The organism is Pseudomonas sp. C321, assembly GCF_055407105.1.
Genome location: NZ_JBUZRB010000003.1, coordinates 426,190 through 448,340 on the forward strand (window position 1 = coordinate 426,190; position 22,151 = coordinate 448,340).

General features: G+C 58.3%; 20 protein-coding genes. 16 read left to right on the forward strand and 4 right to left on the reverse strand.

The annotated features are described in order from the left end of the window. Positions 1-4: 4 nt before the first annotated feature. The gene (locus ACZRJ6_RS11555) at positions 5-367 is read right to left on the reverse strand and encodes an ArsC family reductase (RefSeq protein ID WP_463968211.1); all 363 of its coding nucleotides are present in this window, start codon (positions 365-367) and stop codon (positions 5-7) included. Between the two features lie 212 nt (positions 368-579). On the opposite strand from ACZRJ6_RS11555, the gene ACZRJ6_RS11560 reads away from it, so the two are divergent. Beyond that, positions 580-2,223 carry a Na+/H+ antiporter gene (locus ACZRJ6_RS11560; RefSeq protein WP_463968212.1) on the forward strand — a complete coding sequence of 548 codons (1,644 nt, stop codon included), beginning with the start codon at positions 580-582 and terminating at the stop codon, positions 2,221-2,223. A 15-nt stretch (positions 2,224-2,238) separates the two neighbouring features. Here the strand turns inward: ACZRJ6_RS11560 and dapC are convergent, their stop codons facing one another. From dapC to map, 3 genes are all read right to left on the reverse strand, one after another. Next, positions 2,239-3,438 carry a succinyldiaminopimelate transaminase gene (gene dapC, locus ACZRJ6_RS11565; RefSeq protein WP_463968213.1) on the reverse strand — a complete coding sequence of 400 codons (1,200 nt, stop codon included), beginning with the start codon at positions 3,436-3,438 and terminating at the stop codon, positions 2,239-2,241. A gap of 64 nt (positions 3,439-3,502) precedes the next feature. Continuing rightward, positions 3,503-6,205, reverse strand: a complete 2,703-nt coding sequence (locus tag ACZRJ6_RS11570; protein ID WP_463993537.1) for a [protein-PII] uridylyltransferase — start codon at positions 6,203-6,205, stop codon at positions 3,503-3,505. Positions 6,206-6,267: 62 nt separating this feature from the next. Beyond that, the gene (map, locus tag ACZRJ6_RS11575; protein ID WP_133099422.1) at positions 6,268-7,050 is read right to left on the reverse strand and encodes a type I methionyl aminopeptidase; all 783 of its coding nucleotides are present in this window, start codon (positions 7,048-7,050) and stop codon (positions 6,268-6,270) included. A gap of 385 nt (positions 7,051-7,435) precedes the next feature. Here map and rpsB point away from each other — a divergent pair, with 385 nt between their 5' ends. The 15 genes from rpsB to rnhB all read left to right on the forward strand — a co-directional run bounded on the left by rpsB (position 7,436) and on the right by rnhB (position 22,091). Further along, the gene (gene rpsB, locus ACZRJ6_RS11580; protein WP_149412994.1) at positions 7,436-8,173 is read left to right on the forward strand and encodes a 30S ribosomal protein S2; all 738 of its coding nucleotides are present in this window, start codon (positions 7,436-7,438) and stop codon (positions 8,171-8,173) included. Between the two features lie 207 nt (positions 8,174-8,380). Continuing rightward, positions 8,381-9,244, forward strand: a complete 864-nt coding sequence (gene tsf / locus ACZRJ6_RS11585) for a translation elongation factor Ts (protein ID WP_463968215.1) — start codon at positions 8,381-8,383, stop codon at positions 9,242-9,244. 211 nt (positions 9,245-9,455) lie between these two features. Continuing rightward, the gene (pyrH, locus tag ACZRJ6_RS11590; protein ID WP_133099419.1) at positions 9,456-10,199 is read left to right on the forward strand and encodes a UMP kinase; all 744 of its coding nucleotides are present in this window, start codon (positions 9,456-9,458) and stop codon (positions 10,197-10,199) included. Next, complete coding sequence (gene frr, locus ACZRJ6_RS11595; protein WP_463968216.1) at positions 10,196-10,753, forward strand: ribosome recycling factor; 558 nt, start codon at positions 10,196-10,198, stop codon at positions 10,751-10,753. Before pyrH ends, frr begins: the two co-directional genes overlap by 4 nt. 16 nt (positions 10,754-10,769) lie before the next feature. Continuing rightward, positions 10,770-11,525 carry a polyprenyl diphosphate synthase gene (uppS, locus tag ACZRJ6_RS11600; RefSeq protein WP_463968217.1) on the forward strand — a complete coding sequence of 252 codons (756 nt, stop codon included), beginning with the start codon at positions 10,770-10,772 and terminating at the stop codon, positions 11,523-11,525. After that, a complete protein-coding gene (locus ACZRJ6_RS11605) occupies positions 11,525-12,331 on the forward strand; it encodes a phosphatidate cytidylyltransferase (RefSeq protein WP_463968218.1) in 807 nt (268 codons plus the stop codon). Before uppS ends, ACZRJ6_RS11605 begins: the two co-directional genes overlap by 1 nt. Further along, on the forward strand, positions 12,328-13,518 hold the full coding sequence (gene ispC, locus ACZRJ6_RS11610) for a 1-deoxy-D-xylulose-5-phosphate reductoisomerase (RefSeq protein ID WP_463968219.1): 1,191 nt from the start codon (positions 12,328-12,330) through the stop codon (positions 13,516-13,518). Before ACZRJ6_RS11605 ends, ispC begins: the two co-directional genes overlap by 4 nt. Positions 13,519-13,573: 55 nt before the next feature. After that, entirely contained in the window at positions 13,574-14,926 is a 1,353-nt protein-coding gene (gene rseP, locus ACZRJ6_RS11615; protein ID WP_463968220.1) for a sigma E protease regulator RseP, read from the forward strand. A 74-nt stretch (positions 14,927-15,000) separates the two neighbouring features. Next, on the forward strand, positions 15,001-17,388 hold the full coding sequence (bamA, locus tag ACZRJ6_RS11620; RefSeq protein WP_463968221.1) for an outer membrane protein assembly factor BamA: 2,388 nt from the start codon (positions 15,001-15,003) through the stop codon (positions 17,386-17,388). A 45-nt stretch (positions 17,389-17,433) separates the two neighbouring features. Next, the gene (locus ACZRJ6_RS11625) at positions 17,434-17,937 is read left to right on the forward strand and encodes an OmpH/Skp family outer membrane protein (RefSeq protein WP_003219314.1); all 504 of its coding nucleotides are present in this window, start codon (positions 17,434-17,436) and stop codon (positions 17,935-17,937) included. A gap of 3 nt (positions 17,938-17,940) precedes the next feature. Continuing rightward, positions 17,941-18,996: a UDP-3-O-(3-hydroxymyristoyl)glucosamine N-acyltransferase gene (gene lpxD, locus ACZRJ6_RS11630; protein ID WP_463968222.1), complete on the forward strand. Its 1,056-nt coding sequence runs from the start codon at positions 17,941-17,943 to the stop codon at positions 18,994-18,996. Between the two features lie 110 nt (positions 18,997-19,106). Further along, complete coding sequence (fabZ, locus tag ACZRJ6_RS11635; protein ID WP_133099411.1) at positions 19,107-19,547, forward strand: 3-hydroxyacyl-ACP dehydratase FabZ; 441 nt, start codon at positions 19,107-19,109, stop codon at positions 19,545-19,547. After that, a complete protein-coding gene (lpxA, locus tag ACZRJ6_RS11640) occupies positions 19,544-20,320 on the forward strand; it encodes an acyl-ACP--UDP-N-acetylglucosamine O-acyltransferase (protein WP_463968223.1) in 777 nt (258 codons plus the stop codon). Before fabZ ends, lpxA begins: the two co-directional genes overlap by 4 nt. A gap of 2 nt (positions 20,321-20,322) precedes the next feature. Then, positions 20,323-21,462, forward strand: a complete 1,140-nt coding sequence (gene lpxB, locus ACZRJ6_RS11645; RefSeq protein ID WP_463968224.1) for a lipid-A-disaccharide synthase — start codon at positions 20,323-20,325, stop codon at positions 21,460-21,462. Next, a complete protein-coding gene (gene rnhB, locus ACZRJ6_RS11650; RefSeq protein ID WP_463968225.1) occupies positions 21,459-22,091 on the forward strand; it encodes a ribonuclease HII in 633 nt (210 codons plus the stop codon). The genes lpxB and rnhB overlap by 4 nt, the downstream gene beginning before the upstream one ends. Positions 22,092-22,151 lie beyond the last annotated feature (60 nt).

Sequence of the window (22,151 nt, forward strand, 5' to 3'; positions counted from 1 at the left end):
TGGCCTACTTGAGGGCCGCCGAATAAACATCTGGCTTGAAGCCAATCAGGGTTCTGTCACCCAGATCAAGCACCGGGCGCTTGATCATCGAGGGTTGTGCGAGCATCAGTTCAATCGCTTTCGCCTGGTCGAGATCGGCTTTGCGTTCGTCTTCGAGTTTGCGAAAGGTAGTGCCTGCACGGTTCAAAACCACCTGCCAACCGTGCTCATTGCACCATTGGGTCAAGTGTTCGCGGTCGATACCGGCTGTTTTGTAGTCATGAAACTCATAGCTGAGAGCGTGTTCATCGAGCCAGGTGCGCGCCTTTTTCATGGTGTCGCAGGCTTTGATGCCGAAAAGGTGCAACGTTTTGCTTGAATCGGTCAAGGAATTGCCCCCCTTTGGGCTGCTGGAAACGAAAGGTCACGGATTATGCCACGGCCAGAGTATTTCGGTGCCGCTCGTCACCACCTCGTGTCAGGGTGTGCGACTTTTGTTCAACGGCCCGTCGGCAGCATAAGCGGCTAATATGGCACTTCAGCGGCGAGGTGTTGCCTGATGTGTGTCGTAGTAAATCGATTGGCTGGGAATTCCGCGTTATGCAAACCGCTTACACCGTCCTTATTCTGCTGATGCTGGTCAGTGTTTCGCGTCTTGTCGGGCGTGTGATCCCGCTGCCGTTGCCGCTGGTGCAGATCGCCGCCGGGGCCCTGCTCGCCTGGCCGACCCTGGGGCTGCACGTGGCGCTGGACCCGGAATTGTTTCTTTTCCTGTTTTTGCCGCCGCTGCTGTTCTCGGATGGCTGGCGTATGCCCAAGCGCGAACTGTGGCGCCTGCGCGGGCCGATCCTGACGCTTGCAGTGGGGTTGGTGCTGTTCACAGTGGTGGGCGCTGGGTATTTCATCCATTGGCTGCTGCCGACCATCCCCTTGCCGGTGGCCTTCGCCCTTGCGGCGGTGTTGTCGCCGACAGATGCCGTGGCGGTATCGGCCATTTCCCAGAATCGCTTGCCAACACCCTTGATGCACATGCTTCAGGGCGAAGCGCTGATGAACGATGCATCGGGCCTGGTGACCTTTAAGTTTGCCCTGGTGGCGGCGGTGACCGGTGTGTTCTCCCTGGCCAATGCCAGCCTGACATTTGTGCTGGTGGCGCTTGGCGGGCTGGCCATTGGTGTGGCCTTGAGCTGGCTGGTGGGCCGCCTGCGGGCCTGGATGATCGCCCGAGGCTGGGACGATCCGGCAACCCACGTGGTGTTCATGTTGCTGCTGCCGTTTGCCGCCTATGTATTGGCTGAGCGCTTGGGCGCTTCGGGGATTTTGTCGGCGGTGGCGGCCGGGATGATGCAGAGCTGGCTGGACTTGCTGCCGCGTCAGACCAGCACGCGTTTGCTCAATCGCAGCGTCTGGTCGCTGCTGGAGTTTGCCTTCAACGGCCTGATCTTCCTGTTGCTGGGCCTGCAACTGCCGGACATCATCAAGGCGGTAACCAGCCACGAAGCTACCTTGTGGCCGACCTTACTGTATCGCTGCCTGGACGTGATCGCGATTTTCCTGGTGTTGCTGGTGCTGCGGTTTATTTGGGTACAAAGCATCTGGCGACTGTCGGGATTACTACGGCGCTTGCGGGGTAAAAGCGAACTGACGTTAGTGCCGACAGCCCGTTCCTGCTGGCTGTTGACGGTGGGTGGAGTGCGTGGGGCAGTGACCCTGGCAGGTGTGATGTCGGTGCCGTTGCTGCTGACGCCCGGCGAGGCCTTCCCGGAGCGTGATCTATTGATATTCATCGCTGCCGGGGTGATTTTGCTTTCTCTGGTCGCCGCTTGCATCGCCTTGCCGTTGTTGCTGAGGGGGATCGAAAAGAGCCCGGATGACAAGCGTCGCGGCGAGGTGCGTGATGCCTGGAAGAAAACCGCCGAAGCGGCGATTCACGCCCTGGAGGCCGAGGAGGCAGCAGAAGCTGCGCCCCAGGACGCCGCCCAGGCCGCGCTGGCCACTGAACTCAAGGCGCGGATCATGTCGGAGTATCGCCATCAACTAGAAGTGTTCAACGACTCGGCCGAAGCCCAGGCCCTGGCGCTGCACATGGATCAACTGGAACGCAAGTTGCGGCTCAAGGCCTTGCGGGCACAGCGCCTGGAGTTATATAGCCTGAGTCGCCATCACCAGATTGGCGATGACGTGCTGCGGGAGGTGTTGGCGGACCTGGATATGAGTGAGGCGAATCTGGGCCATATCAAATGACCCGGATATCGAGTCTTACCGACGACGCTGGATAAAGTCGCGAATCCGCTCCGCCGCTTCCACGCACTCGGCCAGTGGCGCAACCAGCGCCATGCGCACGCGCCCAGCGCCGGGGTTGAAACCGTCGACTTCCCGGGACAGGTAAGAACCTGGCACCACGGTCACATGTTCTTCCACGAACAAATCCCGGCAGAAGGCCGCATCATCGCCTTCGACACTCGGCCACAGGTAGAAACTGCCATCCGGGTTTTGCACGTCCAATACCGGCTTGAGAATAGCCAGCACAGCGGCGAATTTTTCCCGGTACAGGTCGCGGTTGGCTTGCACGTGGGCCTCATCCTGCCAGGCGGCAATACTCGCCAGCTGGGTTTGTACCGGCATCGCGCAGCCGTGGTAGGTGCGGTACAGCAGGAAGGCCTTGAGGATTTCGGCGTCACCGGCGACAAAACCTGAGCGCAAGCCTGGCAGGTTGGAACGCTTGGACAGGCTGTGGAACACCACGCAGCGTTTGAAATCCTGGCGGCCCAGTTCGACGCAGGCACTGAGCAGGCCCGGAGGCGGGGTTTGTTCGTCGAAGTACAGCTCGCTGTAGCACTCGTCGGCGGCGATCACGAAGTCGTACTCGTCGGCCAGGGCTATCAGTTTTTTCAGGGTGTCGACCGGAATCAAGGCGCCGGTCGGATTGCCTGGCGAGCATAGGAACAGAATCTGGCAGCGTTTCCAGATGTCGGCCGAGACCGTATCGAAATCAGGGTTGAAGCCATTTTCGACTAGGCACGGCAGGTAATGTGGCTTGGCCCCGGCGAGAAACGCTGCACCTTCGTAGATTTGGTAGAACGGGTTCGGGCTGACCACTAGCGCGTCGTCGCCCCGGTTGACCACGGTCTGGGTGAAGGCGAACAGCGCTTCACGGGTACCGTTGACGGGTAGGATGTTGCGCGCCGGGTCCAGCCAGCCCTTGGGTACGCTGAAGCGGCGTTCGCACCAGGCGCCAATGGCTTCGCGTAACGCCGCAATGCCCAGGGTACTCGGGTACACCGCCATCTGATCGAGGTTGTTGGCCAGGGCCTCGGCGACGAACGTCGGGGATTTGTGCTTGGGCTCGCCGATGGACAGGGCGATCGGGCGTTTGTCCGGGTTCGGTGTGACGCTCCCCAGCAGGGCGCGCAATTTCTCGAACGGATAGGGCTGCAACTGGTTCAGGGCGTTGTTCATCGGTGGATCTCGTGCAAGGCGGTGAAAGCTGGATAAGAGGAGGCAGTGAGATAGCCCCCGTCAGTCAAATACTCAATCGCGACAACTCAACCCCTGGTTCCTGGCTCACGCTTAACTGCTCGACGATTGCATCCTGCAAACGACGGCAAAGTTCAGGGTCGGAAAGAGGCTGATTGTCAGCATCGGTAATAAAAAACACGTCTTCCACTCGTTCGCCCAGGGTTGCAATCTTGGCGTTTTGCAACGACAGGTCGAACTCCAGGAAAATCGTGCCGATCCGCGCGAGCAGGCCCGGGCGGTCCGGGGCGCTGAGTTCCAGTACCGTCACTGGGCGCTGGGCGTCGTTGTGGATGGTCACCTGGGGTGCAAAGGCGAAGTGTTTGAGTTGGCGCGGCACCCGACGCTGGATGATGGTCGGGTAGTCGTCAGGGTTGCGCAGTGCTTCGGTGAGGCCTTCGCGGATCTTTTTTACCCGCGCCGGGTTGTCGCCGATGGACTCACCCTCGTTGTCGAGCACGATGTAGGTGTCGAGGGTGAACTGGCTGCTGGAGGTGATGACCCGAGCGTCGTGAATATTCAGGTTGAGCTGGTCCATCGCCGCCACGGTCACGGCGAAGAAGTCATGCTGGTCCGGTGCATAGATGAAGATTTGCGTGCCGCCTTCGAACTCGCGCTGGGTGGTTTCCTTGATCAGCACCAGCGGGCCGCCATCGGCCGGCTGCTGCAGGATCGCGTCGCTGTGCCAGGCTACGTCGCCAGCAGTGTGGCGCAGGAAGTAGTCGTCACCCAGTTGCGACCAGAGTTGCTCGACATCGTCTGGGTCGTTGCCGCCGCGCACCAGGATGTCCAGGGCGGCACTTTGGGTGCGCCGGATCTGTTCTTCGCGGTCCACCGGGTTCTCCAGGCCGCGACGCAGGGCGCGCTTGGTCTCGGTGTAGAGCTGGCGCAACAGGCTGGCGCGCCAGGAATTCCACAGCGTCGGGTTGGTGGCGTTGATGTCGGAGACGGTCAGCACGTACAGGTAATCGAGATAGGTTTCGTCACCGACGGCCTGGGCGAAGTCATGGATCACCTGCGGGTCGGACAAGTCCTTGCGCTGGGCGGTGGTGGACATCACCAGGTGGTTTTGCACCAGCCAGACAATCAGGCTGCTATCCCACAGCGGCAGTTGGTGGCGCTGGCAGAATGCCTTGGCGTCCACCGCGCCGATTTCCGAGTGATCGCCGTGACGGCCCTTGCCGATGTCGTGGTACAGGCCGGCGAGGTAGATCAGTTCCGGCTTGGGTAGCTTGACCATAAGCTTGCTGGCCAGCGGGAACTTCTCTGATACCTGGGTGTACTGCAACTTACGCAGGTGCTTGATCAGGTTCAGGGTGTGGGCATCGACCGTATAGATGTGGAACAGGTCGTGCTGCATTTGCCCGACGATAAAGCCGAACTCCGGTAGGTAGCGCCCGAGAATGCCGTAGCGGTTCATCCGGCGCAGGTTGCGGTGGATGCCGAATTTGCACTTGAACAGTTCGATAAACAGGCTGGTGTTGCGGATGTCATTGCGGAAATTATCGTCGATCAGGTGACGATTTTCCCGCAATAGACGAATGGTATCGGCGCGTACGCCTTTGATTTCCGGCTGCTGGGCCATCAATACGAAGATTTCCAGCATGGCGAATGGCGTGCGGTTGAACACGTTGTCGTTGCGGGCCTCGATGTAACCATCATGCAGTTGGAAGCGGGAGTTGATGGGTTGTGGCGGCGCTTCGTCTTCCGGAGCAAGGATCACTTCTTCGAAGTGCTGAATGATCAGGTCGCTGAGCTGGGCAATGCTCATGACCACCCGGTAGTACTGCTGCATGAAGCTTTCGATGCTGGTCTTGGCGTCTTCGCCTTCAAAGCCCAGTAGGGTGGCGATGGCGCGCTGGTGATCGAACAGCAGGCGGTCTTCGGAGCGTCCCGCGAGCATGTGCAGGGCGTAGCGCACCTTCCACAGGAAATCCTGGGACGAGGCCAATAGAGCGTTTTCGCTCTCTACCAAGAAGCCTTCGCCGGCCAGTGCGCGCAGGTTCAGGGTGCCGTACTGGCGACGAGCTACCCACAAAATGGTCTGGATATCCCTCAGGCCGCCAGGGGAGCCTTTGACGTTGGGTTCCAGGTTGTATTCGGTGTCGTTGTACTTGTGATGACGGGCTTTCTGCTCGGCACGCTTGGCCAGGAAGAAGTCCTTGCTCGGCCACATGCGCTCGGTGCTGGTAACTTCCAGCATGCGTATGCGCAGGCGCTCGGGGCCGCTGATGGTGCGGCTTTCCATCAGGTTAGTGACCACAGTGAGGTCGGCGCGGGCTTCCTGGGCGCATTCATCCACCGAGCGCACGCTTTGCCCGACTTCCAGGCCGATGTCCCACAACAACGTCAGAAAACGCTCGATGGAGTCGCGGAAAATCTCGTGGTCGGCGCTGTCCAGCAGGATCAGCAGGTCGATGTCGGAGTAAGGGTGCAGTTCGCCGCGACCGTAGCCGCCGACCGCCACCAGGGCGATGTCGGCGTCTTCGCTCCAGGTGAACTGTTCCCAGGCCTTTTGCAGGATATTGTCGACGAACCAGGCGCGGTCCTCGATCAGTCGCCGGATATCCCGACCACTGCGAAAGCGCTCATCGAGCACATCCCGGGCCTGGCGGATGGCCTTCTTGAAGGCGGCGATGGGGCTTGCCTTCAGGGCCAGTTCAGCCTGGAACTGGCCACGATCGAAGAGTTCGGGATCCACCTGGGGCATTGATCGGCTTTCCTTTCTATCTATAAGTCACAACAGCTGTGTGCGAAAAACCGGTGCAAGCCTCAGGCCGAAACGCGGGGGATCGTGTCGTCGGCGCGCAGGGTGAAGATCTCGTAGCCGGTTTCGGTGACCAATAGGGTGTGCTCCCACTGGGCCGAAAGCTTGCGGTCCTTGGTGATGGCGGTCCAGCCGTCGCCCAGCACCTTGGTGTCGGCCTTGCCCTGGTTGATCATCGGTTCGATGGTGAAGGTCATGCCTGCTTTGAGTTCCATGCCTGTGCCCGCGCGGCCGTAGTGCAGGATTTGCGGCTCTTCGTGGAACACCTTGCCGATGCCATGGCCGCAGAATTCGCGAACCACCGAGAAGCCGTTCTTTTCCGCGTGCTTCTGGATCACTTCACCGATGTCCCCCAGGCGGCAGCCGGGCTTGACGATCTCGATGGCTTTGTACATGCATTCCTGGGTGATCTGCGACAGGCGTTCGGCCCATACGGGAACAGTGCCGACGTGGAACATGCGGCTGGTGTCACCGTGGTAGCCGTCCTTGATCACGGTGACGTCGATGTTCAGGGTGTCGCCGTCTTTCAACGGTTTGTCGCCCGGGATCCCGTGGCAGACCACGTGGTTGATCGAGGTGCAGATCGACTTGGGGAAACCCTTGTAGTTCAGTGGAGCAGGGATGGCTTTCTGCACGTCGACAATATAGTCGTGGCAGATGCGGTCCAGTGCTTCGGTGGTGACGCCGGGCTTGACGTGTTCGGCAATCATTTCCAGTACGTCGGCAGCCAGTTTTCCGGCAACGCGCATTCCAGCAATATCTTCGGCGGTTTTGAGGGTGACGGTCATACAGGCTCTCTCTAGCGCATAGCGCTGAAATCAATACGGTTTACAGGCGTGCGACAAAAGGTTGCAGCATTCGCACAAGCCTAAAAAACGTGATTCTACCAGACGCGGGGTGCAAACCATGAACGTATGGGCATCGCTTCTATCTATTAGGTGTGGGCATTCTGGCTCTATTCAAAGGCTTGCGCAAAAGTGACTGGCGGCAAATGTGATTGCGGGTTTCGTTTTTTTCCTCTGTGTGGTATAAAATGCGCCGCTTTCCGGGGATACCCCGCAAAGCTTAAATCCACACACGTGTCGACACGATGACCTGGGTGCCGGAGGCTTAAAGCCGCTGGTTGGTCATTGGGATACGTGGAGGCCAAACCCGACTTACTAAGGAACTATCATGTCCCAAGTCAACATGCGCGATATGCTGAAGGCCGGTGTCCACTTCGGTCACCAAACCCGTTACTGGAACCCGAAAATGGGTAAATACATTTTCGGTGCACGTAACAAGATTCACATCATCAACCTTGAAAAAACCCTGCCAATGTTCAACGAAGCTCTGACTTTCGTAGAGCGCCTGGCCCAGGGCAAAAACAAGATTCTGTTCGTCGGCACCAAGCGTTCCGCTGGCAAGATCGTTGCTGAAGAAGCAGCACGTTGCGGTTCGCCGTACGTCGATCACCGCTGGTTGGGCGGCATGCTGACCAACTTCAAAACCATCCGTGCTTCCATCAAGCGTCTGCGTGACCTTGAAGTGCAAGCCGAAGACGGGACTTTCACCAAGCTGACCAAGAAAGAGGCGCTGATGCGCACTCGCGATCTTCAGAAGCTCGATCGTTCCCTGGGTGGTATCAAGGACATGGGCGGTCTGCCTGACGCACTGTTCGTTATCGACGTTGATCACGAGCGTATCGCGATCACCGAAGCCAACAAGCTGGGTATCCCGGTTATCGGCGTAGTCGATACCAACAGCAGCCCGGACGGCGTTGACTACATCATCCCAGGCAACGATGACGCAATCCGCGCTATCCAGCTGTACATGGGTTCGATGGCTGACGCTGTTATCCGTGGCCGCAACCACGTTGCTGGCGGTGCCGAGCAGTTTGTTGAAGAAGCTCCGGTAGCTGCTGCTGAGTAACTGACGCCTAGGCGTTGACTCAGTAAGCAAAAAGGGGGCTTGGCCCCCTTTTTGCCACCTCGAAAACCATTTGTCGGCGCCCACTTGTGGCAGCGCATCTATTGCGCTTGTAACGTGCAGCGGCCTACAAGGGTGGGGTTCGGGAAGAATTGATCGCCCGTTCGATCGGGTGGAATGGTTGAAGACCTATCCAAGAGGATTTTGAAAATGGCAGAGATTACTGCAGCGTTGGTCAAAGAACTACGTGAGCGTACTGGCGAAGGCATGATGGATTGCAAGAAGGCCTTGACCAAGGCTGACGGCGACATCGAAAAAGCCATTGATGACATGCGTGCTTCGGGCGCCATCAAGGCCGCCAAGAAAGCAGGCAACATTGCTGCTGAAGGCGCGATCGCTATCAAGGAAGACGGCAAGGCTGCCGTTATCATTGAAGTCAACTCGCAGACCGACTTCCTGGCCCTGCAAGACGACTTCAAGAGCTTCGTCGCTGCCAGCGTTGAAAAAGCCTTCGCTGACAAACTGACTGACGCTGCTCCACTGATCGCCGCTCAAGAGCTGGCGCGTGAAGCACTGATTGCTAAAGTAGGCGAAAACGTCAATATCCGTCGTCTGGCCCGTATCGAAGGTGACGTTGTGGGTGCTTACCTGCACGGCAACAAGATCGGCGTAGTTGTGGCTCTGAACGGCGGCAACGTTGAACTGGCCAAAGACATTGCGATGCACGTAGCTGCCAGCAACCCTGAGTTCCTGCTGCCGTCGCAAGTTTCCGCTGAAGCCATCGAGCGCGAAAAAGCCGTGTTCATGAGCCTCAACGAAGACAAGATCAAAGGCAAGCCTGCTGAAATCGTCGAGAAAATGGTTGCTGGTCGTATCAGCAAGTTCCTCGCCGAAGCTAGCCTGGTTGAGCAGGCGTTCGTCAAGAACCCTGAAATCAAGATCGGTGAACTGGCCAAGAAAGGCGGCGCTGAAATCGTTTCCTTCACCTACTACAAAGTAGGCGACGGCATCGAGAAGCCGGTCGACAACTTCGCTGAAGAAGTTGCTGCCCAGCTGGCTGCTAGCAAGAAGTAAGACAGTTTTCAACTGTCGCCCAAAAGGAGGCTGCCCGCTTACGCGCGCAGCCTCTTTTCAAATGGGGTGACCGATTTTATTTGGTTTCCCTGCGGAACTGGCTTACAAAGCCGTGTTCCGATGGCGCTGTGACAGCGTCCAGCTAGAGTGAACGCAGGCCGTAAACGGCTTGCCAAGAATTTTTAAAAATACGCCGCAGGAGAGATTCGCAATGGCTCAGCAGGGCAGTGGTTATCAGGCTCGCTATAAACGCATTCTACTCAAGCTTAGCGGCGAGGCCCTGATGGGCTCGGAAGAGTTCGGGATCGATCCCAAGGTACTCGACCGCATGGCGCTGGAAGTCGGCCAACTGGTCGGTATCGGTGTCCAGGTCGGCCTGGTGATAGGCGGCGGCAACCTGTTCCGCGGTGCGGCACTCAGCGCTGCTGGCATGGATCGGGTAACCGGCGACCACATGGGCATGCTGGCCACTGTGATGAATGCCTTGGCCATGCGCGATGCTCTGGAGCGGGCCAACATCACGGCGATCGTGATGTCTGCTATTTCCATGGTTGGTGTAACCGATCACTATGACCGCCGCAAAGCTATGCGTCACCTGGATGCCAAGGAAGTGGTGATTTTTGCTGCCGGTACCGGCAATCCCTTCTTCACCACCGACTCTGCAGCCTGCTTGCGCGGCATTGAAATCAATGCGGACGTGGTTCTTAAGGCGACCAAGGTTGATGGCGTTTACACTGCTGACCCGTTCAAAGACCCGCATGCCGAGAAGTTCGATCATCTGACTTATGATGAAGTGCTGGATCGCAAGTTGGGTGTGATGGATCTGACAGCTATTTGCCTGTGTCGCGACCACAAGATGCCGCTGCGCGTATTTAACATGAACAAGCCCGGCGCCCTGCTGAACATCGTACACGGCGGCGCAGAAGGGACTCTGATCGAGGAGGCTCAACAATGATCAACGAAATCAAGAAAGACGCTCAAGAGCGTATGCACAAATCCCTGGAGTCTCTGGCCCATGCATTTGGCCAGATTCGTACCGGCAAGGCGCACCCGAGCATCCTGGGCAGCGTGATGGTGCCGTACTACGGCGCAGACACTTCCATCACCCAAGTGGCCAACATCACCGTAAAAGACTCGCGCACCCTGCAAGTTGTGGCCTTTGAGCGCAATATGCTCGGGGCAGTCGACAAGGCAATCCAGAGTGCTGGTCTGAACCTCAATCCGACCAACCTGGGCGAGTTGTTGTTGATCTCCATGCCTGCCCTGACCGAAGAAACCCGTAAGGGTTTTACCAAACAGGCGCGTAGTGCTGCGGAAGATGCTCGTGTTGCCGTGCGCAACATTCGTCGCGATGCCTTGGGTGACCTGAAAAAGCTGGTTAAGGACAAGGAAATCAGCGAAGACGAAGAGCGCCGTGCTGCTGCGGATATCCAGAAGCTGACCGATAAGGCTGAGTCTGATGTCGACGCGGCCACCAAGCAAAAAGAAGCGGACTTGATGGCTGTATAAGGGTCAGGACGTTTTCATGGAAAACACCAAGCAGACTGTGCCCGCCGTGGTGCCGCGCCATGTCGCGATCATCATGGACGGGAATAATCGCTGGGCGAAAAAACGCTTTATGCCGGGTGTCGCCGGGCATAAGGCGGGTGTCGATGCGGTACGGGCTGTGATCGAAGTGTGCGCTGAGGCCAAGGTCGAGGTGCTGACCTTGTTTGCCTTCTCCAGTGAAAACTGGCAGCGCCCGGCCGAGGAGGTCAGTGCCTTGATGGACCTGTTCTTCAAGGCCCTGCGTCGTGAGGCCAAGCGCCTGAACGACAACCACATCAGCCTGCGCATCATCGGTGATCGCTCGCGCTTCCGTCCGGAGTTGCAGGCGGCCATGCGCGAAGCTGAGGCGATTACTGCCGGCAGTAATCGGTTCGTACTGCAAATCGCAGCCAACTATGGCGGCCAATGGGATATCGCCCAAGCCGCGCAGCGTCTGGCGCGCGAAGTGCAGGCCGGTCATCTGCGACCCGAAGACATCACGCCTGAACTGTTGCAAACCTGCCTGGTAACCGGTGATCTGCCGTTGCCGGACTTGTGTATCCGTACCGGTGGCGAACACCGCATCAGCAACTTCCTGTTGTGGCAGTTGGCCTATACCGAGCTGTACTTCTCCGACCTGTTCTGGCCGGACTTCAAACACGATGCCATGCGCAATGCGCTGGCCGATTTCGCTTCCCGTCAGCGTCGCTTCGGTAAAACGAGCGAGCAGATCGAAGCTGGAGCCCGGGTTTAATGCTTAAACAACGAATCATCACGGCACTGATCCTGCTGCCGATTGCCTTGTGCGGGTTTTTCCTGCTCGAAGGTGCCGGCTTTGCGCTGTTCATCGGCCTGGTTGTGACCTTGGGTTCCTGGGAATGGGCGCGCCTGGCCGGTTTCACCGCGCAGCTGCATCGTGTGGTGTACGCCGTCGTCGTGGCGCTGATGTTGTTTCTGATGTACATCCTGCCAGATATGGCGCCTTGGGTGCTTGGCGCTGCGGTGCTGTGGTGGACGCTGGCGACCTTCCTGGTGCTGACTTACCCGCGAACCAGCGGCCATTGGTCCAGTGTCGCCTGCAAGCTGGTGATAGGTCTGTTGATTCTGCTGCCGGCCTGGCAAGGCCTGGTCTATATCAAGCATATGCCCTTGGGCAACTGGCTGATCATGGCGGTGATGGTGCTGGTCTGGGGTGCTGATATTGGCGCTTACTTTTCCGGCCGGGCCTTCGGCAAGCGCAAGCTGGCGCCGGCGGTAAGTCCTGGCAAGAGCTGGGAAGGTGTATACGGTGGTTTGTTACTGACGCTGGTGATTACTGCTGTCGTTGGTGTTGTGCGTGGCTGGACCGTCAAGGAAATACTCCTGGCCCTGGTGGGTGCTGCGGTGGTCGTGCTGATCTCGGTGGTCGGAGATCTGACCGAAAGCATGTTCAAGCGCCAGGCTGGGGTCAAGGACAGCAGCAATCTGCTTCCGGGTCACGGCGGCGTGCTGGACCGCATCGACAGCCTGACAGCAGCTTTGCCGATCTTTGCCGTGCTGTTGTGGATGATAGCCTCGTGAGCCGTCTGCAGCAGATTACCGTGCTGGGAGCCACCGGCTCGGTAGGGTTGAGCACGCTGGATGTGATTGCCCGTCATCCGGAGCGTTATCAAGTCTTCGCCCTGACTGGCTTTAGTCGCTTGAGCGAGTTGTTGGCGCTGTGTGTTCGTCACGTGCCGCAATTTGCGGTAGTGCCTGAGGCGTCGGCTGCGCGTGGTTTGCAGGATGATCTGCGGGCGGCGGGGCTATCGACTCAAGTGCTGGTGGGGGAGGAGGGGTTGTGTCAGGTATCCGCCGATCCTGATGTCGATACCGTTGTCGCTGCCATTGTCGGTGCGGCGGGCCTGCGTCCAACCCTGGCCGCCGTTGACGCCGGCAAGAAGATTCTGCTGGCCAACAAGGAAGCGCTGGTGATGTCCGGCGCACTCTTTATGCAGGCGGTGCGCAAGAGCGGCGCCGTACTGCTACCGCTGGACAGCGAGCACAATGCGATTTTCCAGTGTATGCCCGGGGATTTCGCCCGTGGCCTGAGCCAGGTGGGTGTACGCCGTATTTTGCTGACCGCGTCCGGCGGCCCGTTCCGGCAGACGCCGCTGGCTGAGCTGGAGCATGTCTCCCCTGAACAAGCCTGTGCCCATCCCAACTGGTCGATGGGCCGCAAGATCTCGGTCGATTCGGCCAGCATGATGAACAAAGGTCTCGAACTGATTGAGGCATGCTGGTTGTTCGATGCGCGGCCGGATCAGGTCGAGGTGGTGATTCACCCGCAAAGCGTGATTCATTCCCTGGTCGACTACGTGGATGGCTCGGTGTTGGCCCAATTGGGTAATCCGGACATGCGTACGCCGATCGCCAACGCCTTGGCCTGGCCCGAGCGCATTGATTCGGGTGTTGCTCCTCTGGACCTGTTTGCCATCGCCCGGCTGGATTTCCAGGCCCCCGACGAGCAGCGCTTCCCGTGCCTGCGTCTGGCGCGTCAAGCTGCCGAGGCAGGTAACAGCGCGCCAGCGATGCTCAATGCGGCCAATGAAGTGGCTGTGGCGGCGTTTCTCGAACGACGCATCCGTTTTCCGGAGATCGCGAGTATCATCGAGGACGTTCTGAGCCTTGAACCTGTGGTCGCCGTTGATGACTTGGGCGCAGTCTTCGAGGCTGATACAAAGGCCCGGGCCCTGACCGAGCAATGGTTGAGCCGCAATGCGCGCTAACCTTTTTGGGCGCGCTTGAGCCTGTAGGCACTGGATTGGAATGCGGAGAAATTAGATGAGTGCGCTCTACATGATTGTCGGCACCCTGGTTGCTCTGGGTGTGCTGGTCACCTTCCACGAATTCGGCCACTTCTGGGTGGCGCGTCGTTGCGGCGTCAAGGTTCTGCGTTTTTCCGTCGGTTTCGGGATGCCGTTGCTGCGCTGGCATGACCGTCAAGGCACCGAGTTTGTGATTGCCGCCATTCCCTTGGGCGGGTACGTCAAGATGCTCGACGAGCGCGAAGGCGAAGTGCCCGCTGATCAGTTGGACCAATCCTTCAATCGCAAGACCGTTCGTCAGCGCATTGCCATCGTTGCTGCGGGGCCTATCGCCAACTTTTTGCTGGCCATGGTGTTCTTCTGGGTGCTGGCGATGTTGGGCAGCCAGCAGGTGCGTCCGGTTATCGGGGCGGTGGAGGCGGGCAGTATCGCGGCCAAGGCCGGGCTGATCGCAGGCCAGGAAATTGTTGCCATTGATGGCGAGCCTACCACCGGTTGGGGCGCAGTCAATTTGCAGTTGGTGCGCCGCCTGGGTGAAAGCGGCACCGTGAAGCTGGTGGTGCGCGAGCAGGATTCCACGGCCGAAACGCCGCGGGAACTGGCCCTCGACAACTGGCTCAAGGGCGCCGACGAGCCTGATCCGATCAAGTCTCTGGGGATTCGTCCATGGCGGCCCTCCTTGCCTCCGGTGCTGGCAGAGTTGGACCCCAAGGGCCCTGCGCAAGCTGCAGGGCTGAAAACCGGCGACCGCCTTTTGGCCCTTGATGGCCAGGCACTGGGTGACTGGCAGCAAGTGGTCGATCTGGTGCGTGTACACCCTGATACCAAAATTGTGCTGAAAGTTGAGCGCGACGGTGCTCAAATCGACGTCCCTGTCACCCTGGCGGTGCGCGGGGAAGCCAAGGCGGCCGGGGGTTATCTGGGCGCCGGGGTGAAAGGTGTCGAGTGGCCACCTTCGATGGTGCGTGAGATAAGTTTCGGGCCGTTGGCCGCAATTGGCGAGGGTGCGCGACGCACTTGGACCATGAGTGTGTTGACCCTCGATTCCCTCAAGAAAATGTTGTTCGGCGAGCTCTCGGTAAAAAACTTGAGTGGACCGATAACCATTGCTAAAGTGGCGGGCGCTTCTGCCCAGTCGGGCATGGCTGATTTCCTGAATTTCCTGGCTTATCTGAGTATTAGCCTCGGGGTTCTGAATTTGTTGCCCATTCCAGTATTGGATGGGGGGCATCTGTTGTTTTATCTGGTCGAGTGGGTGCGTGGTCGCCCCTTGTCGGATCGGGTGCAGGGTTGGGGGATACAGATCGGTATCAGTTTGGTGGTCGGGGTGATGTTGTTAGCCTTGGTCAACGATCTGGGACGACTGTAACGCTTCGCTGAATTGCGAATCTGCCGCATTTTGCGGCAGTTTGTTTATTGCCAGTTGGAATAAGAAAGGACTTCATGAAACGTCTGCTGCTAACTGCGGTTCTCACCGTATTGATGATCGCCGAAGTTCACGCCGAGTCCTTCACCATCTCCGATATTCGCGTCAACGGCCTCCAGCGGGTTTCCGCGGGTAGCGTCTTTGGCGCCTTGCCGTTGAACGTCGGGGAACAGGCTGATGATCGTCGCCTGGTGGAATCCACTCGTGCGCTGTTCAAAACCGGTTTCTTTCAAGACATCCAATTGGGGCGCGAAGGCAACGTCCTGGTCATCACTGTCGTCGAGCGACCGTCCGTCGCCAGTATCGAGATCGAAGGCAACAAGGCGATCTCCACTGAAGACTTGATGAAAGGTCTCAAGCAATCGGGCCTTGCCGAAGGCGAGATCTTCCAGCGTGCCACCCTCGAAGGCGTACGTAACGAGCTGCAACGTCAATATGTTGCCCAGGGTCGTTATTCCGCCTCGGTGGAAACCGAGGTGGTGCCGCAGCCGCGTAACCGTGTAGGCCTCAAGGTCAACATCAACGAAGGTACCGTGGCGGCCATCCAGCACATCAACGTGGTGGGTAACACCAAGTTCGCTGACGAGGACCTGATCGGCCTGTTCGAGCTCAAGACCACCAACTGGCTGTCGTTCTTCAAGAACGATGACAAGTACGCCCGTGAAAAACTTTCCGGTGACTTGGAGCGTCTGCGTTCCTATTACCTGGACCGTGGCTATATCAACATGGATATCGCTTCGACCCAGGTGTCCATCACCCCGGACAAGAAGCACGTCTACATCACCGTCAACGTCAACGAAGGCGAGAAGTATCGCGTTCGTGACGTGAAGCTCAGCGGCGACTTGAAAGTGCCTGAAGACCAGGTCAAGTCCCTGTTGCTGGTGCAGAAGGACCAGGTGTTCTCGCGCAAGCTGATGACCACCACGTCTGAACTGATCACCCGCCGCCTGGGTAACGAGGGCTACACCTTCGCCAACGTCAATGGCGTGCCCACCCCGCACGATGATGACCACACAGTGGACATCACCTTTGTCGTCGATCCTGGCAAGCGTGCCTATGTAAACCGCATCAACTTCCGTGGCAACACCAAGTCCGAGGACGAAGTGCTGCGTCGTGAAATGCGCCAGATGGAAGGTGGTTGGGCTTCGACCTACTTGATCGACCAGTCCAAGACCCGTCTTGAACGCCTGGGCTTCTTCAAGGAAGTCAATGTCGAAACCCCGGCCGTGCCAGGCGTGGATGACCAAGTTGACGTGAACTATGCAGTAGAAGAGCAAGCGTCCGGTTCGATCACCGCCAGCGTTGGCTTCGCACAAAGTGCCGGCCTGATCCTTGGTGGCTCCATCACCCAGAACAACTTCCTGGGTACCGGTAACAAGGTCAGCATCGGCCTGACCCGAAGCGAATATCAGAGCCGCTATAACTTCGGTTATGTCGACCCCTACTGGACAGCTGACGGCGTGAGCCTGGGCTACAACGCCTTCTATCGCACCACCGACTACAAAGACCTTGACGTCGACGTTGCAAGCTATGCAATCGACAGCCTGGGTGCTGGCGTCAACATCGGTTATCCGATCAGCGAGACCTCGCGCCTGACCTTCGGCTTTACCGCGCAACAGGATGAGATCAAGACCGGTGTCTACACCGTGGATGAGATCTTTGACTTCGTGCGTACCGAGGGTGACAAGTTCCTCAACTTCAAGGCCTCGGCTGGCTGGTCGGAATCGACCCTGAACAAAGGGGTGCTGGCGACACGCGGTCACTCCCAGAGCCTGACACTGGAAAGCACTACTCCAGGCAGCGACCTGTCGTTCTTCAAGCTTGATTACCGCGGCCAGTTGTTCACGCCGCTGAGCGACAACTACACCATGCGCCTGCACACTGAACTGGGCTACGGTGACGGTTACGGTTCGACCAATGGCCTGCCGTTCTACGAGAACTACTACGCGGGTGGTTTCAACTCGGTACGTGGCTTCAAGGACAGCACCCTGGGCCCTCGTGGTACCCCGAGCCGTGGTGTGGGTGTAACCGGTAACCGCGGTACCGATCCGGACTCGGACAACGACCCACTGCCATTCGGTGGTAACGTGTTGATTCAAGGTGGCGCGGAGATCCTGTTTCCTCTGCCGTTCGTCAAGGATCAACGCTCCCTGCGAACCTCGGTCTTCTGGGATGTGGGTAACGTGTTCGATTCCAAGTGTGATCAGATCACCAACCCGAGCGGTGTGAAGTCCCAGACTCAGTGCAACGACGTCAGTCTCAGCAACCTGGCAAGCTCTGTGGGTGTTGGCGTGACCTGGATTACGGCCCTAGGCCCATTGAGCTTTGCTCTGGCCATGCCGATCAAGAAACCGGATAACGCTGAAACCCAGATTTTCCAATTCTCCCTCGGCCAGACGTTCTAAGCGTCTGACCTAAGATAACGACAACGGATTCTGTAGGAGTGCATCGTGCGTAAGTTGACTCAATTGGTTCTCCTGGCGACTGTCCTGGTAGCAACCCCGGCCTTTGCCGAAATGAAAATCGCTGTCCTGAACTATCAGATGGCCCTGCTGGAATCCGATGCGGCCAAGAAATACGCCGTGGATGCCGAGAAGAAATTCGGTCCGCAACTGACCAAGCTCAAGACTCTGGAAAGCAGCGCCAAGGGCATTCAGGATCGTCTGGTCGCCGGTGGCGACAAAATGCAGCAAGGCGAGCGCGAGCGTCTGGAGCTTGAATTCAAGCAAAAGGCCCGTGACTATCAGTTCCAATCCAAGGAGCTGAACGAAGCCAAGGCTGTTGCTGACCGTGAAATGCTCAAGCAACTCAAGCCAAAACTCGACAGCGCCGTGGAAGAAGTCATCAAGAAGGGTGCCTTTGACCTGGTCTTCGAGCGTGGCGCCGTGATTGATGTCAAACCTCAGTACGACATCACCCGTCAGGTGATCGAGCGCATGAACCAGCTGAAGTAACCCATGACCGCGACTATAAAACTTGGCCAACTGGCCGAGTTCCTGGGGGCCACCTTACATGGCTCCCCGGAGAAGGAAATCACTGGGCTAGCCACCTTGCAGGAGGCTGGCCCAGCTCAGTTGAGCTTTCTGGCAAACCCCCAATACCGTAAATACCTGGGCGATACCCAGGCCGCAGCCGTGTTGCTGAAGGCCGCTGATGCCGAAGGGTTTACCGGGGACGCGCTCGTTGTTGCCGACCCGTACCTGTCGTACGCACGGGTGTCCCACCTGTTCGATCCAAAACCCAAGGCTGCTGCCGGTATTCATCCCTCGGCAGTGATTGCTGATGACGCCCAGGTTGATCCTGCGGCGAGCATTGGCGCTTTTGCGGTGATCGAGAGTGGCGCCCGCATTGGTGCCGGTGTGACGGTAGGGGCCCAGTGCTTTATCGGTGCCCGCAGTGAAGTTGGTGCCGGTGGCTGGCTCGCGCCGCGCGTGACCCTGTACCACGATGTGCGTATTGGGCAGCGTGTGGTGATTCAGTCGGGCGCCGTGATCGGCGGCGAGGGCTTCGGCTTCGCCAATGAAAAAGGCGTTTGGCAGAAGATCGCTCAGGTTGGCGGCGTATTGATCGGCGACGACGTAGAAATTGGCGTCAACACCGCTATTGATCGCGGGGCTCTGGCCGATACCGTGATTGGTAACGGCGTGAAGCTGGACAACCAGATTCAGATCGCTCACAACGTGCAGATTGGCGATCATACGGCCATGGCCGCCTGCGTGGGGATTTCCGGCAGCACCAAAATCGGCAAGCATTGCATGCTGGCTGGCGGCGTCGGGTTGGTGGGTCATATCGAAATCTGCGACAACGTATTCATCACCGGCATGACCATGGTGACCCATTCGATTACTGAGCCTGGGTCCTATTCTTCCGGTACGGCCATGCAACCTGCTGCCGAATGGCGCAAGAGTGCGGCCCGATTGAGGCAGCTCGACGACATTGCTCGACGCCTGAAACATTTGGAAAAGCGTGTTGGGGACGTGACCCCTGGCGGTAATGCTTCATCAGATGGCTGAGACCATTTCCATATCAAGTGTGCACAGCCGCTAGACTGCCTCCTTGATTTGCTAGAGGGGCGCGCCTTAGTCCGCGCGCTCCCAATCTTTATTACAGGCTTCCCCCCGAAATGATGGACATCAACGAGATTCGCGAATACCTGCCTCACCGTTACCCGTTCCTGCTGGTGGATCGTGTCGCGGAGCTGGATGTTGAGCGTAAGTACATTCGTGCCTACAAGAATGTCAGCATCAACGAGCCTTTTTTCAACGGTCACTTCCCTGCGCATCCAATCATGCCGGGTGTATTGATCATTGAAGCGATGGCCCAGGCTGCTGGTATCCTTGGTTTCAAAATGCTCGACCTGAAGCCTGCTGATGGCACGCTTTACTATTTCGTGGGTTCCGACAAGCTGCGTTTTCGCCAGCCAGTCACTCCGGGCGACCAGTTGATCCTTGAGGCCACGTTCCTGAGCTGCAAGCGTCAAATCTGGAAATTCCAGTGCCAGGCGTCGGTTGACGGCAAGCCTGTGTGCTCTGCTGAAATCATCTGTGCGGAACGCAAACTATGAGTTTGATTGACCCTCGCGCAATCATCGATCCGACGGCCGTCCTGGCCGCCGACGTCGAGGTCGGCCCTTGGTCGATCATCGGCGCAGGTGTGGAAATCGGCGAGGGGACAGTCATCGGGCCACATGTGATCCTCAAAGGTCCGACCCGGATTGGCAAACACAATCGCATTTACCAGTTTTCATCGATAGGCGAAGACACGCCTGACATGAAGTACAAGGGTGAAGAGACCCGCCTGGTAATCGGTGATCACAACATCATCCGTGAAGGCGTGACCATTCACCGTGGCACTGTCCAGGATCGTGCCGAGACCACCTTGGGTGATCACAACCTGGTGATGGCTTACGCGCATATTGGGCATGACAGCGTCATCGGCAACCACTGTATCCTGGTCAACAACACCGCGTTGGCCGGCCATGTGCATGTTGATGACTGGGCGATCCTGTCGGGCTTCACCCTGGTTCATCAGTATTGCCATATCGGTGCACACAGCTTTTCCGGCATGGGTACCGCCATCGGCAAGGATGTTCCGGCATTTGTCACGGTATTCGGCAACCCTGCCGAGGCCCGCAGCATGAACTTCGAGGGCTTGCGTCGTCGTGGCTTCAGCGAAGAGGCTATCCATGCCCTGCGCCGCGCCTACAAGGTGGTCTACCGCCAGGGGTTGACGGTTGATCAGGCCTTGGCCGAATTGGTTGAACCGGCATCGCTGTTTCCGGAAGTCGCGATGTTCCGTGATTCGATTCAGGCATCGACTCGCGGCATCACCCGTTAATCATGGCCAAGTTGCGTATAGCGCTGGTCGCCGGAGAAGCTTCCGGCGATATTCTCGGCGCAGGTCTAATGCGGGCCCTCAAGGCCCAGCACCCGGCGGTTGAATTTCTGGGTGTCGGCGGCCCACTGATGCAGGCCGAAGGGCTAACCTCCTATTTCCCCATGGAACGCCTTTCAGTGATGGGGCTGGTAGAGGTGCTGGGACGTTTGCGTGAGCTGCTGGCTCGCCGTAAAAAGCTGATCCAGACCCTGATCGAAGAAAAGCCCGACGTCTTTATTGGCATCGATGCTCCGGACTTCACCCTCAATATCGAACTCAAGTTGCGTCAGGCCGGAATCAAGACTGTGCACTACGTCAGCCCGTCTGTGTGGGCATGGCGGCAGAAGCGCGTGTTGAAGATTCGCGAAGGCTGCGACCTGATGCTGACCCTGCTGCCGTTCGAGGCCAGGTTCTACGAAGAGAAGGGTGTGCCGGTGCGTTTCGTTGGTCATACCCTGGCCGACACCATCCCGCTTCACGCTGACCGTGCCGCCGCCCGCGCCGAACTGGACTTGCCGGAGGGGCCGCTGGTGGCCTTGATGCCGGGTAGCCGCGGTGGTGAAGTCGGCCGCCTTGGTGCGCTGTTTTTTGATGCAGCTGAACGTCTGCAAGCCTTGAAGCCGGGTGTGCGGTTCGTATTGCCGTGCGCCAGCCCTCAGCGTCGTGCGCAAATTGAAGAATTGCTGGTGGGGCGCAACTTGCCGTTGAGTCTGCTCGACGGCGGTTCGCACCTGGCCTTGGCCGCTTGCGATGCCGTGTTGATCGCTTCCGGCACCGCCACCCTGGAGGCCTTGCTCTACAAGCGCCCCATGGTTGTGGCTTATCGCCTGGCGCCGCTGACCTATTGGATTCTCAAGCGCATGGTCAAAAGCCCGTATATCTCCTTGCCCAACTTGCTGGCCCAGCGTCTGCTGGTGCCCGAGTTGTTGCAGGACGATGCAACGGCTGAAGCCTTGGCGCAGACGTTGCTTCCTTTGATTGACGGCGGTGAAGAGCAAACCCGTGGTTTTGACGAGATTCACCGGACCTTGCGCCGTGATGCGTCAAACCAGGCCGCTGATGCGGTCCTGACCTTGATCGGCCACACACAGGAAGCCCTATGAAGACGCAAATTGGCCTGGATTTCAGCCTGGTCGCCGAAGCTCATGAATTGGTTGCCGGTGTCGATGAGGTCGGTCGCGGTCCCCTCTGTGGTGCAGTTGTCACGGCTGCGGTGATTCTCGACCCGACCCGGCCGATTATCGGCCTCAACGATTCGAAGAAGCTCACCGAAGCCCGTCGTGAAAAACTCTACGACGAGATTTGCGAGAAAGCCCTGAGCTGGCATATCGCCCGGGCCGAAGTCGAAGAAATCGATGAACTGAACATCCTCCACGCTACGATGCTCGCCATGCAGCGCGCCGTAGAAGGGCTGCACATCGCGCCAAAACTGGCGATGATCGACGGCAACCGCTGCCCGAAACTGTCGATGCCGGCCGAGGCCGTGGTCAAGGGCGATAGCAAGGTCCCGGCAATTGCCGCTGCATCGATCCTAGCCAAGGTCAGCCGCGACCGTGAAATGGCTGCTTTCGAATTGATCTACCCCGGCTACGGCATTGGCGGGCACAAAGGCTACCCGACGCCCGTTCATCTGGAAGCTTTGGCTCGTCTGGGTCCAACCCCGATTCACCGCCGCTCGTTTGCCCCGGTTCGCCAGGCTTATGAGGCGCGGGAAAGCCTTATCGAGATCTAGCAGCAAGGCTGATGTTTTTGCCAAGGCCCGGTACAATCCGGCCTTTAAAGCGTACCAAGC

What these genes read in the sequence shown, in the direction of transcription:
- ACZRJ6_RS11560 (WP_463968212.1), top strand. Translation starts at nt 580, where the DNA reads ATGCAAACCGCTTACACCGTCCTTATTCTGCTGATGCTGGTCAGTGTT.
- dapC (WP_463968213.1), bottom strand. Translation starts at nt 3,438, where the DNA reads ATGAACAACGCCCTGAACCAGTTGCAGCCCTATCCGTTCGAGAAATTG.
- ACZRJ6_RS11570 (WP_463993537.1), bottom strand. Translation starts at nt 6,205, where the DNA reads ATGCCCCAGGTGGATCCCGAACTCTTCGATCGTGGCCAGTTCCAGGCT.
- map (WP_133099422.1), bottom strand. Translation starts at nt 7,050, where the DNA reads ATGACCGTCACCCTCAAAACCGCCGAAGATATTGCTGGAATGCGCGTT.
- rpsB (WP_149412994.1), top strand. Translation starts at nt 7,436, where the DNA reads ATGTCCCAAGTCAACATGCGCGATATGCTGAAGGCCGGTGTCCACTTC.
- tsf (WP_463968215.1), top strand. Translation starts at nt 8,381, where the DNA reads ATGGCAGAGATTACTGCAGCGTTGGTCAAAGAACTACGTGAGCGTACT.
- pyrH (WP_133099419.1), top strand. Translation starts at nt 9,456, where the DNA reads ATGGCTCAGCAGGGCAGTGGTTATCAGGCTCGCTATAAACGCATTCTA.
- frr (WP_463968216.1), top strand. Translation starts at nt 10,196, where the DNA reads ATGATCAACGAAATCAAGAAAGACGCTCAAGAGCGTATGCACAAATCC.
- uppS (WP_463968217.1), top strand. Translation starts at nt 10,770, where the DNA reads ATGGAAAACACCAAGCAGACTGTGCCCGCCGTGGTGCCGCGCCATGTC.
- ACZRJ6_RS11605 (WP_463968218.1), top strand. Translation starts at nt 11,525, where the DNA reads ATGCTTAAACAACGAATCATCACGGCACTGATCCTGCTGCCGATTGCC.
- rseP (WP_463968220.1), top strand. Translation starts at nt 13,574, where the DNA reads ATGAGTGCGCTCTACATGATTGTCGGCACCCTGGTTGCTCTGGGTGTG.
- bamA (WP_463968221.1), top strand. Translation starts at nt 15,001, where the DNA reads ATGAAACGTCTGCTGCTAACTGCGGTTCTCACCGTATTGATGATCGCC.
- lpxD (WP_463968222.1), top strand. Translation starts at nt 17,941, where the DNA reads ATGACCGCGACTATAAAACTTGGCCAACTGGCCGAGTTCCTGGGGGCC.
- fabZ (WP_133099411.1), top strand. Translation starts at nt 19,107, where the DNA reads ATGATGGACATCAACGAGATTCGCGAATACCTGCCTCACCGTTACCCG.
- lpxA (WP_463968223.1), top strand. Translation starts at nt 19,544, where the DNA reads ATGAGTTTGATTGACCCTCGCGCAATCATCGATCCGACGGCCGTCCTG.
- lpxB (WP_463968224.1), top strand. Translation starts at nt 20,323, where the DNA reads ATGGCCAAGTTGCGTATAGCGCTGGTCGCCGGAGAAGCTTCCGGCGAT.
- rnhB (WP_463968225.1), top strand. Translation starts at nt 21,459, where the DNA reads ATGAAGACGCAAATTGGCCTGGATTTCAGCCTGGTCGCCGAAGCTCAT.